This is a genomic window from Roseibium denhamense (assembly GCF_009711415.1).
GTDB classification, from domain to species: Bacteria; Pseudomonadota; Alphaproteobacteria; order Rhizobiales; family Stappiaceae; genus Roseibium; species Roseibium denhamense.
Genome location: NZ_SMLZ01000112.1, coordinates 223,319 through 237,732 on the forward strand (window position 1 = coordinate 223,319; position 14,414 = coordinate 237,732).

Here is a 14,414-nt window from a genome sequence, read left to right on the forward strand (position 1 = left end):
CAGCGCTGCCCTACCATACCGGCTGCAGGCGTGAGGTCTCCGGCAAAGTATTTTTCTTTGTCGGGATCATATACATTCGCGCGAAATTGACCCCGGCAGCTGCGCCCCACCAGGCTCTTCCCAGCTGACCGAACAGACCACCTTTTTCGGTTGCGGCCTGCATCTTGCGGCTTATCCGCTCCATGCGCCGGAAACCTTCCAGGAGTTTGGGATTGTCGAGATCAAGTTCGAGCGGGAAACACTGACGCGAGATCTCCGATGTCAGCCGAAACACCCGCATGTCATAGTCTTCGATATTGATCCCAAGCGCCTTGTGAAAGGCTGGCCGCATATGGTCGCGGACATACATGGTGGCAAACACGGCAAGCAGGAAGAATTTGATCCAGAGCTTGTTCCGTCCCTGAAGCAACCGCTTGTCTGACCGGATGATCAGAGAAAATGCCTCGCCATGGGAAAACTCGTCGTTGCACCATTCCTTGAACCATTTGAAAATGGGGTGGAACCGGTGTTCGGGATGTTTTTCCAGATGCCGATAGATGGTGATGTACCGGGCGTAGCCGATCTTCTCCGACAAATAGGTCGCGTAATAGATGAATTTCGGTTTGAAGTAGGTGTATTTCTTCGCCTTGGCGAGAAAGCCCATATTCACACCGATCCCGAAGTCCTTCAGCGCATCATTGATGAAACCTGCATGGCGGGACTCATCCCGGCTCATGAAACCGAACAATTCGCAGATTTCCTCGTTCTTGCCGCGGCGTTTCATTTCCTTGTAGAGAACGCAACCTGAGAATTCCGAGGTCAGGGACGACACCAAGAAGTCGATGAGTTCCTCCCGCAGATCTGCCGGCATGGTGTCCAGATCAACGGTGTCCCACTCTTCGCTGCGCTTGAAGTGTCCCCGGTTCGGGTCGGAACGCATCTGCGAAATCAACGCATCCCATTCCTCTCGGACCGGCTCGACATTGATCTTGTCCATTTCATCGAAGTCGGTCGTATAAAACCGCGGCGTCAACATCGTGGAAACCAGCGCGCTCTTGGTCGTGTCATTCACCGCAGCCCGGCGTTTTTCCAAGGTCGGCTCGTTCGCGGCCAATTCGGCTGATGATACTATCTGGTTCATGACAAAGCCCTTTCGGTAAAGCTGAACTCGCACAGCTCCATCATTTCAAGGTCACCAGTTGCGCGCGTCCACGCACGCTCAAGCGGACCGGCCCGCCGGATAGTAGCTTCCCTCCGGAAACTCTGGCTTTCGCCATAGGGAATCGAAACGGGTGCCCCATGGACCAGCACTTCGTCACCAGGATGCACCACCACCCCATTTTCGAAGCGCAGATGCGCGCCGAGCTGGTCGAAAGTGTTGTTGATCTCGACCGTGCAGCCGACCGTTTCCTTACGGCTCAAAAAAGCAAACAACGCGTTCATCTCACGTTCCTTTCCGGAGCGATTCCGTTTTCATGTCATGCCCGTCCCGCGGACATAATGTCCTGGCCCGGACCCGCCGCAGTGTCTCTCGCCTCAGGCGAAGGCTTACGGCTTGTTCGTGCAGCAGCTTGCCCCTGACGCCCGCTGCCGCGCTGCGCCTCCGGCCGGCGGGTAATGCGTGCGTGGCCTGAACTGGCGGCCGTGTATTGGGAGAAGGCCATGACAACGAGATCCGCCACTTTCTGAGCGTCGGGCAAGCCAATAAGGCTTGGCTCGGCGCGGGCAAACCGCCATCCGCGGACATGTGGCCACTGCATCAACCACGAGACCCGCTGTTCCGGTTTGAGCCCGAAGGCAAGATTACCGGCCGCCCCGTCGAGCTTCCCGTAGGCAATGGTCTCGATCTGCTTGAACGGCAGGTTCAATGCCATCGACAAGGCAACGCCGAACCGTATCACCACCCGCTTGTTGGTGATCGTGTAAACGGTGGTTTTCTGAACCGCCCATGCATAGAGCGAAACCAGTGCGAAAACGGCAAGCGTCAATACGGTCATGATCGCGACCGATACCGCCATGCTGGCCACCGTCTCGCCGTCACTCACCCCTGATAAAATCGACCAGAGGGCAATGATTGCGAAATAGGCCGCAATCCAGCGGGTTTTCAGAACGTGCCGGGCAATCAGCTTCCAGGACGGGCTGCCTTGCCAGAGCACCTTTTCATCATCCGGAAGGCGCCCGGGGAGACCGGGAACAGGTTCGATCTCGTGCTCTCTTACGACAAACTGCCTCACACCAATGCCTCCTGCCGGCTGCGCATCGCATAGAGCATCCCACCACCGTAGTAGGCGGTGATTTTATCCTCTTCCAAACGGGTAATGGCATCCAGCTTTGCAGTGGCGGGAACGTCGGCGAATTGGTCGGAGCGGATCGCCTCGACAAAAATGTATTTTTTCTTGGCGCGGCCGACTTTGATCACCGCGAAGTTGTTGGGAAGAAGGACAGTCTTGCCGTCTTCCATCGCCACTTCGTAATAGCGGATCAATTGTTCGGAGCGGTCAACCCAGACATCCTGGATGGTGCCGGCCTTTTTCTTGTCGCACCCGAAGACCGGCAAACCGCGCGGCTCCGTCTCGCCGGCCGCAATTCCGAACTCCTCGTCCGCCCGCAAAGGCACAATCCGCAAGCCGCCATGCGCGGTCAGATCCGGAATATCCTGGCGCTGAACCCACGAGGCGGGACCAACACCCGACAAAAGCGGATTTCCTTCCGGCTCGGACGGGTATCCGGGGGCAGGAGACATCCGCTTTGCATTCACCGGACGGCCATCCCGCTTAAAGTCCGGAACTTGAACGGTTCCACGGCCGTGAGGCAGGATGAATGTCTTCTTCGGAGGCACAAAGAGCCAGGGATCCTTGTTGAATTTTCCGGAGACGTCATCTTCCAGCGGATAGCCTTCCCGCCGGTCCTCCTGACGGATGTAAAAGATCAGTCCCGCAAAAAAGAGCCAAAAGACATAGAGCACCACCTGGGCGACATCTATGCTACCAACAACTTCGGTCATGGTCTCTGCTCCCTACTTTTTGGCCACGCCGGGATTACCCGGGCATCTCAGCCAGTCCAAAACGTGTGTCAGTTTCCTGCGCTTGCTTGTAGTGATGCCCCGCCAGCGGGCCCAAAACCGCCAGACAGACAAAAAGAAGCGCAATTTCAATATGATAGACAGCCAGATAACCGGCTGCTTCAGTGTTCATGGCAACGCCGAGAACGCCGTCCAGGGCCAGACTGTTAACGGCGTTTTTGATCAAGCCCCCGAGCAGCAAACTCAGCCCGATTGCAGTGGCTTGGACGGCACCCCAGGCCCCGACCAGGATGCCGCTATCTGCCCGTTTGGAGATGCTCATAGCCGCGAGCATCGTGCAGACGGCAAACAGACCACCGCCCAGGCCGACGCCTGCCGCACCTGCATAAAAGAGGCCGTCTGCGTTCATGGGCGCTGCGAACACCACTGCGGAAAACGCTGCAATACCGATCAAGAGACCCCGGGCCGCAACGCGGTACATGTGACCGCCCCGGTTAAGACTGTAAGCAGCCCATGCGAAACCTGCCATTGTGCCGCCCGCCCAGAGGCCGGTCAGAAGGGTTGTCTGCCCAACCGTCATGCCCAGTATCTCGCCGCCATAGGGCTCTAGCAGGATGTCCTGCATCGAAAAGGCTGCGGATCCGATGGCAACGGCCACCAGAAGCCGGATAGCGCCGGGTTCGCGCCGGTAATCGGCCAAGGCCTCAAAGAAGCCAGCAACTTTCCGGTCCGGTGCCGTGCGTTTCGGGTTGCGGGCTTCCTGCTTCCACATGGCAATGACATTGAGCACGATGGTCAGAAGCGCGGTTGTCTGGATGACCTGGATCAGCCTCTTGGGCGAAAAGTCTGCAAGAAACACGCTGTAAAAGACCGATGCAGCGATCATGCCTGCGAGCAACATCACGTAGAGCAGTGCCACCACCCGGGGGCGTTTTTCCTGCGGCACGATATCCGTCGCCAAAGCCAAGCCGGCCGTTTGAGCCATATGCAGCCCGAAGCCTGTAAACAGAAAAGCCAGGCTTGCCAGCGCTGCGCCGGACCATTCCGGCCCCAATGTCCGGGATTCAAGCAGCAGCAGGGCGAATGGCATGAAAGCCAGCCCGCCGAACTGCAAGATACTGCCGAACCACAGGTAAGGAACGCGCCTCCAGCCAAGAACGGACTTGTAGGTGTCGGACCTGTAGCCAAAGAAAAGCCGCAGCGGCGCCGCCAGAACCGGGATTGCAACGACAGCGGACACGAGCGCCACCGAAACGCCAAGCTCGACAATCAGGACCCGGTTCAGCGTGCCAGTCAAAAGAACCAGGACACAGCCAGCGGAAACCTGAAACAGGGCCAGCCGCAACAGGCGCGACAGCGGCACCTCTTTGGTGGCCGCGTCCGCAAACGGCATGAAATGGATCCCGGCAGTTTGCCAGAAGCCAATCATCCTGTTTGATGCGGACTTGAGGATCATGACCGGCACACCTCCATCGCCTGGGAGGTATAGAACCCAACGGACACTCTGTGGGACCGGCCGGCTTTCCAGCCTGTCATGTGCGGCTGGTGGACCAATTGGTCGACAAGCCGTTCAGGATTGGCGGGATAAATCGCAGGCGCCCGGTCCGCACGTGGGAAAGCCTTGCCGATCATCAGCTTGGCTTTCAGCAGGCGCGAACTCGGCGCCAGCGTGAAAATCAGGCTTTTGCGGGTGCGCTCCGCGAATTGCTCCAGCACTTTCTTTGCATCTTCCGGAGCGTAGTGAATGAGGACGTCCATGGCTATGACCGCATCAAACCGGCCAAGATACGGGTCCAGCATGTCTCCGCTCTTGAACGTCACGGTACCGGCCGGACTGGTGTTTGTCCGTCCGATCTGTTCTGCCGCCCGCTGACGTGCGAAGGACACCATTTGTGCTGACAGATCGATACCGACGACATCGGCGCCGCGTCCCATAAGCTCCATTGACAGCACACCTGACCCGCAGCCGGCGTCCAGAATGCGCCAGCCGGACAGATCCTGCGGCAGCCAGCTTGCAAGGGTTGAGCGCATGGCCTCGCGGCCTTGACGCACGGTTGCCCGGATGCCGCTCACCGGCTGATCTCCGGTCAGCTTCTTCCAGGCGTCCAGCGCCGTGCGATCGAAGTAGTGTTCGATCTCGCCGATCCGCTGGTGGTAGCTGGCTCGTGTCATGGCCGTCTCAAACCTTCTTATTCGAAGCCGAGGAATTCAAAGATTTCCCGGTCTTTCATGGGTTCTGCCTGAAGTGCATCCGTGCCGGCCCAAAGCTGTTCGGCAAGCTGCAGATATTCGTTCTGGATCGCGGTGATTTCCGGCGTGTCGCCCATCTCAAAAAGCGTGCTCTTTTTCAGGCGGCTTAAACGGACGTGATCTGAATCGGGCACATGGGCGAGGCGCTTCAGACCAACGCTTTCATTGTAGCGATCGATCTGATCCGTCTCGCGGGACCGGTTGGCGATGACGCCACCCAGGCGCACTTCATAGTTTTTCGCCTTTGCCTTGATCGCCGCAACGATCCGGTTCATCGCGAAAATGGAATCAAAGTCGTTGGCCGCGACAACAACCGCGCGCTCTGCGTGCTGCAACGGAGACGCAAAGCCGCCACACACCACATCCCCAAGGACATCGAAGATGACGACATCCGTGTCGTCCAGAAGGTGATGCTCTTTCAAAAGCTTTACGGTCTGACCGACAACATAGCCCCCGCACCCGGTGCCTGCCGGCGGGCCGCCGGCCTCGATGCACTGCACCCCGTTGAACCCTTCGACCATATAGTCTTCCGGGCGCAGCTCCTCCGTATGGAAATCGACCTGCTCCAAAATATCGATCACGGTCGGGATCAGGCTTTTGGTGAGCGTAAACGTGCTGTCGTGCTTCGGATCACAACCGATCTGCAGAACCCGCTTTCCGATTTTGGAAAACGCGACGGACAGATTGGACGAGGTCGTCGACTTGCCGATGCCACCCTTCCCGTAGATGGCAAAAACCTTGGCCCCATCAATCTCCATGGTCGGATCCAGATGAACCTGGACACTGCCGTCGCCATCTGCCCGCTCCCGCAGTTTCTGGGCAGTCCGGGCCTCTTGTTCAGCCGTTTTCGGGTGGGTGTAGATGTTCATTCGGCAGCCTCCGTCACCAGGCCTTCCAGCCGGTCTTCCAGTTCTTCACCTGCCCGGCGCAATGCCTCGAGCGTTTCCTCATTCGGTTGCCAGTAATCGCGCTCCTGCGCCTCCAGCAACCGGGCCGCAACCCGGGCAGCAGAAGCCGGATTAAGATCGGCAAGCCGGCGCCGCATGGCTTCGTCCAGAACGAACGTTTCCGTAATATTCTGATAAACCCAGGGTTCGACCCCGCCCGTGGTGGCCGACCAGCCAAACGTGTTGGTCACGTTGGCCTCGATGTGCCGAACGCCCTCATAGCCATGCTGCAGCATGCCTTCGTACCATTTCGGATTCAGCGTCCGGGTCCGGGTTTCCAGAGCAACCTGCTCGTCGATCGACCGCACTTTTGCATCACCTTGCGTCTGATCCGAGATGAATACCGGCAGTTCCGCTCCGCCCTTGGCCTTCGAAACAGCCTTGGACAGGCCGCCAAGCGTGTCGAAATAGTGCTCGATGGTGGTCACACCGATTTCGACAGATTCCAGGTTCTGGTAGGCCATATCGACATCTGCAAGGACCGCGTCCAGCAACTCGGTTTGCCGGCTGGTCTTGCCCTTGCGGCTGATCGCAAAGCTCTTGCGGCTGGTATAGGTTTCCGCGATTTCCTCATCATCTGACCAGGCAGACGAAGCAATCAGCATGTTGACATTGGAGCCGTAGGTTCCGTCCGCATTGGAGAACACCCGGTAGGCAGCTGCTTCCAGATCACAGCCATTGGCCTCACAATAGGCAAGCGCATGTTTGCGGATGAAGTTCTGCTCGACCGGCTCTTCGGCGGTGGCCGCGAGATAGCTTGCCTCAGCCAGCATGCTCGCCTGGATCGGAAGCAGGTCACGGAATATACCGGAGAGCGTCATCACTGCGTCGATCCGCGGCCGGTTCAGCTCTTCAAGCGGGATCAGCTCTGCGCCACACACCCGGTTGTAGGAGTCGAGCCGCGGACGGGCGCCCATAAGAGCCATTGCCTGGGCAAGCGGAGCGCCCCCGGTTTTAAGATTGTCGGTCCCCCAAAGCACCATTGCGACGGTTTCCGGCAGCTTGCCGTCGTTCTCCATGTAACGCTCAAGGATCAAGGCGGCCTGACGGGCACCGTCTTCCAACGCAAACTTGCTCGGTATTCCGAACGGATCAAATCCGTGAATGTTGCGGCCGGTCGGCAACAGCTCCGGTGTGCGCAAGAGATCGCCCGATGGGGCTGGCGGCACAAATCGGGCATCCAGGGCCCGCAACAAGCCATCAAGTTCCTGATTGTCCGAGAGTTTCCGGTCGATCTGGATGAGTTTTCCAATGGCGCTCTTCGCGTCAGGGTCCAACCCGGCCATGACTTTGGACAGATCCTTGTCACGCCGGCCGGCGACCGCCCGGCAGATATGAAGGTCGGCGACAAAACCCGTCCCGGTTTCCATGCTCGGCGCAATCCGGGCCAGCATCTCGGCACGTTCGGACAGGTCCATGCCCCGTCCGGCAACATGCAAACCCTGCGGGATCAGCGCATATTCGGTTTCGGCAATGGCCGCCACCAGATGCTGCACAAAGGCATCTTCGGAAAGGTCTGCGGACTTGCCTGTCAGGTCCAGCTCCTCGGCCTGCACCCGGATCACCTCCAGCAAGCGCTCACGGTCGCCGCGTGCTTCAGGGCTGGTTGACCGGTATTGATCCAGACTGGCCTTCAGGCTGTTCAGGCCCTTGTAAAGACCGGCCTCGGTAATCGAAGGGGTCAGATAGGAAATCAGTGTTGCCGCCGACCGGCGTTTGGCAATCGAGCCTTCCGATGGATTGTTGGCCGCATAGAAGTAGAAGTTGGGAAGACTGCCCAGCAAACGGTCGGGCCAACATGTGCCGGACAGGCCGGTATGCTTGCCGGGCATGAATTCCAGAGCACCGTGGGTGCCAAAATGCAGGACTGCATCTGCTTCAAACGCTTCGCGCATATAGGTGTAGAACGCGGCAAAGGCATGGTTTGGGGCAAAGCCGCCTTCAAAGAGCAGCCGCATCGGATCCCCTTCGTAGCCAAAGGACGGCTGAATCGCGACCAGCAGACTGCCGAATTGACGGCCGAGAATGTGAATGCCGCGGCCATTGCTGAGGATGCGCCCTGGCGCCGGACCCCATTGGGCCTCGATGTCGCTCAAGTACCGTTCCTGCCGGACATGGTCATCTGCCGGCACCGTTGCGTGAACATTCGCTTCGGTTCCGAACCGGTCCGAATTGCCTTTCAGGATCATGTCCTGCAGGGTTTGCACATCCGCCGGCACGTCGACGCCATATCCTTCTGCCCGCATCCGTTTCATGGTTTCCAGAAGACTTTCGAAAACCGACAGGAAGGCCGCCGTTCCAATGTTTCCGCCGTTGGGCGGGAAGTTGAACAGCGTCACTGCGATCCTGCGGGCAGCGCGCGGCGTTTGACGCAGGCGGGCCATGGCAGCGATCCGGTCCGCAAGCAAAGCAACACGTTCGGCATCAGGACGCATGGCCGCGCGGCCCGATGGTCCGGAAGATGCGCCATGGGCATCGGAGCCAGCGCTATCATCGGTGCTCCGGCCGCCAATCACCATCGACCCGGTTGCTCCGTCGAGCTCGGGAATTGCAACCATCAAAGTGTTTTCAATCGGGGTCAGACCTTGTGTCGACGCCTGCCATCCCTCCAGGCTCTGGAACTCCGTTACACAGGCCGACAGATAGGGAACGTCAAGCTTTTCAAGCGCCTCCGCCGCCGCTGAGGCGTCGCTATAGGCTGGGCCGCCGACCAGAGAAAACCCGGTCAGCGAGCATAGGGCGTCGACGGTGGTCTTGCCGCTGGCATCGGTCATGTAGGCTTCGATTGCCGCCCGCATATCAAGGCCTGCGCAAAAAACAGGGACAACATTGTAGCCGCGCGCTTCCAGCGCTTCGATGACAGCGTCGTAGTGACCGGTGTCGCCGGACAGCAGGTAGGTGCGCAGAAACAGGAGGCCGACGGTTCCCTTGGCGCCCCTCACGGTTGCCAGGTCGTCTTTGGAGGTGATGATGCGCGGCGCCGATCGCGGATGGTAAAGGCCCATATCCGGATATTCGCTCGGCGGTTTAACCGTTACTGCAGACCGCAAAGTTTTGCGCGTGCCCGAGGCGTATTTGGCGACCAGCAGGCGCACCATATTGGCAATGTTTTCGTCCGATGCCGCAATCCGGTACTGCAAAGTCAGGAAGTAGTTGCGGACATCTTGTGCTGTCCCTGGAATGTATTTCAGCAGTTTCGGCAGCCGGCGCAGCATGGCCATCTGGCGCTCACCGGCAGTTTTGCCGCTTTCCTTGCCATTGCTGGAGCTGCTGCCACGCAGTTTCTTCAAAAGCGCAATCGGCCCCTTTTGCTCGCCGTTCATGCGGAAGCGGCCCATGGCAGTGTATTTCATGATCGTGCCGGCCGACATGCAGCAGACCATGGCATCGCATTCAAGATGCCGCTCTTCCAGAACATCCGCGATTGCTGTGACATGCTCTTCGACAAAGATCATCGACACGATGATGATATCGCCAGTGCGGATTGCTTCGCGGCATTGGGCAAGCTTGTCCGGGTTGTTTGCCCAGTCGGTCGCTGCAAAAACCGAGAGGGACAGGCCCGGAATGTCCTTTCGCAGCGCCTTGCGCGCGTCATCGACCGCCGCCGCGACATGGTTGTCGAGCGTGACAAAGACCACCCGGATCGGGAGGTCATTAACGGGCGAAATGCGCTTTCGCATCGTACAACGTCTCCACGGTTATCGGGTGTATGCCGTTATCGGCAGCAAAGGTCTCGGTGTTGCGGCGTGCCTTGCCGCGGACAAAAAACGGAACTTTCTTTAGCTCCCGTTCAGCCTCGTCAGTCCAAAGTGACGCCGCATTGGGCAGGGTGATCTGATCGCTAACCGAGCCATCTCCCGCCTTTGCGTCGCTTACGGCGCCCGTCGCGGGGCTGTGAGCATGCAAATGGGAGGCGGTTGCCCCGTCATTGAACTCAAAGTCATCGCGGAACATCGACAAGAGATGCTCCTCCAGGCCCATCATCAGCGGGTGGACCCAGCTGTCGAAGATGACATTGGCCCCTTCGAAGCCCATTTGCGGCGAGTACCGCGCCGGAAAGTCCTGAACGTGGACCGGCGAAGAAATCACGGCACAGGGGACCCGCAGGCGCTTGGCGATATGGCGTTCCATCTGCGTGCCGAGAACCAGTTCCGGGCGCGCCTCGATAATCGCGTCTTCGACAACCAGGTGATCATCGGTGATCAGTGCGTCGAGCCCGTATTCCTTGGCTGCAGCGCGGGCATCACGGGCGAATTCGCGCATGTAAGTTCCAAGGCCACAAACCTGGAAACCGAGTTCATTGGCGGCAATGCGCGCAGCTGCGATGGCGTGGGTTGCATCGCCGAAAATAAAGACACGCTTTCCAGTAAGGTATGTGCTGTCGATGGACCGGGAGTACCAAGTCAGCCGGTCTCCGTCTTGCCGGACTTCATTCTCCGCCTCCAAACCAGCCATTGCCCTTGCTTCCGCGACAAAGAGGCGGGTTTCGCCAACACCGATGGGCACCCGTGACAGGAACGGCATGCCGTAGGCTTTTTGCAGCCAGCGGGCGGTTGTCTCGGCAATTTCAGGATAAAGAACAATATTGAAAGCCGCGTCCGGTAACTGGGCAAGGTCCTCGGGACGGGCGCCAAGCGGCGCCACCACGCGAACGTCCAGACCATTTGAGGTCAAAAGCGCCGTGATTTCACGCACGTCATCCCGGTTCCGGAACCCTAAGGACGTCGGGCCCAAAATGTTGCAGCTGTTTGCCGGAACATTGTCCGGGCGCTGCCGGTTTCCGGCGCAGGCACGCACAAGACGATAGAAGGTCTCGGCGGCGCCCCATGTTTCCTTCTTCTGATAGGACGGCAACTCAAGAGGCACGACCGGAATATTGAGGTCCAGCGTTTTTGCCAGACCGCCCGGATCATCCTGAAGAAGTTCGGCGGTACAGGACGCACCCACGAGCACGGCGCTTGGCTTGAAACGGTCAACCGCTTCCTTGCAAGCGAGTTTGAAGATATCAGCCGTCGACGCGCCAAGATCGCGGGCCTGGAATGTTGTATAGGTCACCGGAGGCCGGCTGTCCCGCCGCTCGATCATGGTGAACAGCAGATCCGCATAGGTATCGCCTTGCGGGGCATGCAGAACGTAGTGCACACCTTCCATGGAAGCGGCAATGCGCATGGCACCGACATGGGGCGGTCCCTCATAGGTACATGCTCAGCTGCATGACGCCGCCTCCTTGATACCAAGACCTTCGGAAAGAACCGAATGGCGTTTCAAGGGACGGACAAAAAGCTCGGCCAGGTCACCTGCCTGCTCATAGCCCTGGATCGGCGTGAATGCGAATTCGATGGACCACTTCGTCAGACGGCCTTCTGCCTCGAATGGATTGGCGAGACCCATGCCGCAAACAATCAGGTCGGGATTGGATGCACGGGCACGGTCGATTTGGAGGTCGACATCCTGGCCTTCGGAAATGGACGTGCCGGGCGGCAGCAGGGCAAGCTCGCCTGCCGCATGCTCACGGTGCAAATAGGGGCTTCCCACTTCCAGGATGTCCGCACCGGTCTCGCGGAAAAGAAAGCGCGCAAGAGACGGTTCCAACTGGGAATCGGGAAAGAAGAAAATCCGGCGCCCATCGAGCCAGGGCCTATAGGCTTTCAGGGCTGCTTGGGCGCGCTTCCGCGGCGCGGCCGTTGCGGCTTCAAACCGGTCTTCCGCTACGCCAAATGCATCGGCAATCGCCTGCAACCAAGCGGTTGTGCCCTCTTCTCCGAGCGGGAACAGGGCGTCTATTCTTTTCGCCCCCCGAGATTCCAGAGCCGCAGCGGTCGCACCAAGATAGGGTTGTGCAAGAATAAAGCGTGTGGCCGGACCGATGCCAGCCATTGCCGAACTGTTGCGTCCAGGCAGAAACTCAACGCCGTCCACTCCCATATCTTCAAACAGACGCGCGAACTGGTCTTCCACGACGTCCGGGAGACAACCGGCAACAATCAGTTTGGCCGGGTTCCTTGCTGGAGCTCTCGGCGCTTCGTTAACGAGAGCTGTCAGAAAATTGTCTTCACCCTGGGTGAAGGTCGTCTCGATCCCGCTGCCGGAGTAGCACAGCACCCGGTGGTTGGGTGCATGCACACGGTTCAAGCGCTCGGCGGCCTTGGAGAGATCAAACTTGATGACTTCAGACGGACAGGAGCCGACCAGAACGAGCATCTTTATGTCCGGGCGGCGCTGCAGCAGTTTATCGACCACCGCATCAAGCTCATCATGCATGTCGGCCATCCCGGCCAGATCACGTTCTTCCATGATTGCAGTTGCAAAGCGCGGTTCGGAAAAGATCATGACGCCCGCGGCCGATTGCATGAGATGCGCGCATGTGCGCGAACCGACGATCAGGAAGAATGCATCCTGAACCTTCCGATGCAGCCAAATGATGGACGTCAGACCGCAAAAAACCTCGTGCTGTCCCCGTTGCCGGATGGTTGAACCGGTTGCGCAATTGGGCGAAACGGGCTGGTTCATTGCGACCCTCCTGCAACCTGAAGGCCGCTTGGCCCTGCGGACGGGACGTCCGTTGTCCGGACGGTCCTGCGGGCGGCCTGGTCAAGGCGGGCCTGGCGCAGCTTCCAGAGAAACTGGCCGGCATTGACCACATAGGTGGCATAAGCTGCCAGTGCGAGCACCATCAGACCGGCCGGGCTGAGCGCCCCATAAAACAGCGCCGCCAGATAGGCTGTATGGAGGGCCAGAACCAGCATGGAAAAAACATCTTCCCAGAAGAACGGCGTGGCGAACAAGTAGCAGCCAAAGACCTCTTTCTCCCAAATCGATCCGGTAATCATGATCGCATAAAGGGTCAGTGTCTTGATCACGATGGACAGCTCAGCCGCTGTCTGCGCTTTGCCGGTGGTCAGAAAATAGATGATCAATCCGAGGCTGATGAGAAAAACGCCAAACTGAACCGGCGCCAAGACCGCTTGAACAATTGTCCAAATGCTTCCATCGCGGCGCTCGCGTTCCTCATCTGTGTAAAGGCCTTGGGCGAAGCCTTCGTTTTTCGACTTTTTCTGGGACATGCGTTCCTCCCTCCCGGCCCCTGCCAAGGGGCGCGGCAGATGAGGAAGGGTAACGCTAGAAAACCAAAAGTGTCAACTTAGATTGACGTATATTTTTGTTTACATAAAACAGCGGGGGAGTCATGCTAAGCAGGCTCACCTGTGCGCAGAACTGCCCAAATCTCAGCACGACCGAGCCTGAATATAGGTCCGTACCGGGCAGGGAGGCCTACCGACGTGAGGACGAACAACACCCCCGATCTGCAGGTTATCGCGGCCGATACGCACGATATCCGGTCTGGAGGCGACGATCTGCAGGCGGGACACGGTAGCAAGCACAGGCGGCAAGGCCGCCTGAGCGTCGGCGAGCAAGACCGTCTCCGCCGATTGATAGAAGGCCCGGTCGCTGCCATGACCGCTGGATACCTCACAATCGATCTGGATCAGGGTCTCGACCGCGACCCGAATTTTGAGCTTGCGATACACACAACACGCGACAAGATTTTGGAGCCGCATATGCGGCTGTCGTCCCTGCGGGAGCACCTGGTTTCCTGCCTGCCCCAAGACGCATCGCCGATTATCACATTGCTTCTATTGGAAGCCGTCGCCCGGCAGCTCGGGCGGGAGTGGCTTCAAGATCAGGCGTCGATCGTGGATGTGTCCATTGCTTCGGCCCGGTTGCAGAACTGTATCCAGGCAATTGCATTGGAAGAAAGTGCCAAAATCCAGTCGAGAAATGCGCATTTTGTTCTGATCTGCTTGCCGGAAGGCGAAAAGCACAGCCTCATGCCCTATCTCACGGGTGCGCTGTTCGCCGCTAGCGGATGGCATCATGAAGTCTGTACTTACGAATCAGACGCCCGGGCCGATCTTCATGATGCCGCCAGCCGGGCTGATCTGATCTGTATTGGATGGTGCGACAGTCAACTAAAGTCTAATTTAAAGCGTTTGATTTCCGACGTGAGGTTGCATTCCGCCCCTAAAAGACCACCCATAATTGCAGGGGGCGCTGCAGCGCTTGACACTGTTGATTTCCTTGTTGGAATGGGGATTGACAGTATTTGCGACAGCGCCTATTCAGCATTGAAAGTCTCAGAGAATTTCAAAAATTTGGAAAAAGTCCTCCCGATTTCATCGCCTTTCTTTAACGCACCTGGCAGCATAATCCGCAGG

At 58.4% G+C, this 14,414-nt stretch carries 12 protein-coding genes; 1 reads left to right on the plus strand and 11 read right to left on the minus strand.

What is annotated here, in order from left to right:
* Positions 1 to 10: 10 nt before the first annotated feature.
* From acsF to bchF, 11 genes are read right to left on the minus strand one after another with little or no spacing between them, the layout of a single operon-like run.
* Complete coding sequence (acsF, locus tag E1180_RS16315; protein WP_208997188.1) at positions 11 to 1,120, minus strand: magnesium-protoporphyrin IX monomethyl ester (oxidative) cyclase; 1,110 nt, start codon at positions 1,118 to 1,120, stop codon at positions 11 to 13.
* Entirely contained in the window at positions 1,117 to 1,422 is a 306-nt protein-coding gene (locus E1180_RS16320) for a hypothetical protein (protein ID WP_155192581.1), read from the minus strand. Before E1180_RS16320 ends, acsF begins: the two co-directional genes overlap by 4 nt.
* 35 nt (positions 1,423 to 1,457) lie before the next feature.
* Positions 1,458 to 2,213 carry a photosynthetic complex putative assembly protein PuhB gene (puhB, locus tag E1180_RS16325; protein ID WP_208997189.1) on the minus strand — a complete coding sequence of 252 codons (756 nt, stop codon included), beginning with the start codon at positions 2,211 to 2,213 and terminating at the stop codon, positions 1,458 to 1,460.
* Complete coding sequence (puhA, locus tag E1180_RS16330; RefSeq protein ID WP_155192583.1) at positions 2,210 to 2,983, minus strand: photosynthetic reaction center subunit H; 774 nt, start codon at positions 2,981 to 2,983, stop codon at positions 2,210 to 2,212. The genes puhB and puhA overlap by 4 nt, the downstream gene beginning before the upstream one ends.
* Positions 2,984 to 3,017: 34 nt before the next feature.
* Positions 3,018 to 4,457, minus strand: coding sequence for a BCD family MFS transporter (locus tag E1180_RS16335; RefSeq protein WP_155192585.1), 1,440 nt, complete (start codon positions 4,455 to 4,457; stop codon positions 3,018 to 3,020).
* Positions 4,454 to 5,173, minus strand: a complete 720-nt coding sequence (gene bchM, locus E1180_RS16340) for a magnesium protoporphyrin IX methyltransferase (protein ID WP_155192587.1) — start codon at positions 5,171 to 5,173, stop codon at positions 4,454 to 4,456. The genes E1180_RS16335 and bchM overlap by 4 nt, the downstream gene beginning before the upstream one ends.
* Before the next feature lie 17 nt (positions 5,174 to 5,190).
* Positions 5,191 to 6,120: a ferredoxin:protochlorophyllide reductase (ATP-dependent) iron-sulfur ATP-binding protein gene (gene bchL, locus E1180_RS16345; RefSeq protein ID WP_155192589.1), complete on the minus strand. Its 930-nt coding sequence runs from the start codon at positions 6,118 to 6,120 to the stop codon at positions 5,191 to 5,193.
* Positions 6,117 to 9,878 (minus strand): magnesium chelatase subunit H, encoded by a 3,762-nt coding sequence (locus E1180_RS16350; RefSeq protein WP_155192592.1) that lies wholly within the window; start codon positions 9,876 to 9,878, stop codon positions 6,117 to 6,119. The genes bchL and E1180_RS16350 overlap by 4 nt, the downstream gene beginning before the upstream one ends.
* Entirely contained in the window at positions 9,853 to 11,367 is a 1,515-nt protein-coding gene (gene bchB / locus E1180_RS16355; protein ID WP_155192594.1) for a ferredoxin:protochlorophyllide reductase (ATP-dependent) subunit B, read from the minus strand. The genes E1180_RS16350 and bchB overlap by 26 nt, the downstream gene beginning before the upstream one ends.
* A 36-nt stretch (positions 11,368 to 11,403) precedes the next feature.
* Entirely contained in the window at positions 11,404 to 12,708 is a 1,305-nt protein-coding gene (locus E1180_RS16360; RefSeq protein WP_155192597.1) for a ferredoxin:protochlorophyllide reductase (ATP-dependent) subunit N, read from the minus strand.
* Complete coding sequence (gene bchF, locus E1180_RS16365) at positions 12,705 to 13,262, minus strand: 2-vinyl bacteriochlorophyllide hydratase (RefSeq protein ID WP_155192601.1); 558 nt, start codon at positions 13,260 to 13,262, stop codon at positions 12,705 to 12,707. Before bchF ends, E1180_RS16360 begins: the two co-directional genes overlap by 4 nt.
* Positions 13,263 to 13,478: 216 nt before the next feature.
* Here bchF and E1180_RS16370 point away from each other — a divergent pair.
* Positions 13,479 to 14,414 (plus strand): hypothetical protein (locus E1180_RS16370; protein ID WP_155192602.1); only part of this gene is annotated, 936 nt, incomplete at its 3' end.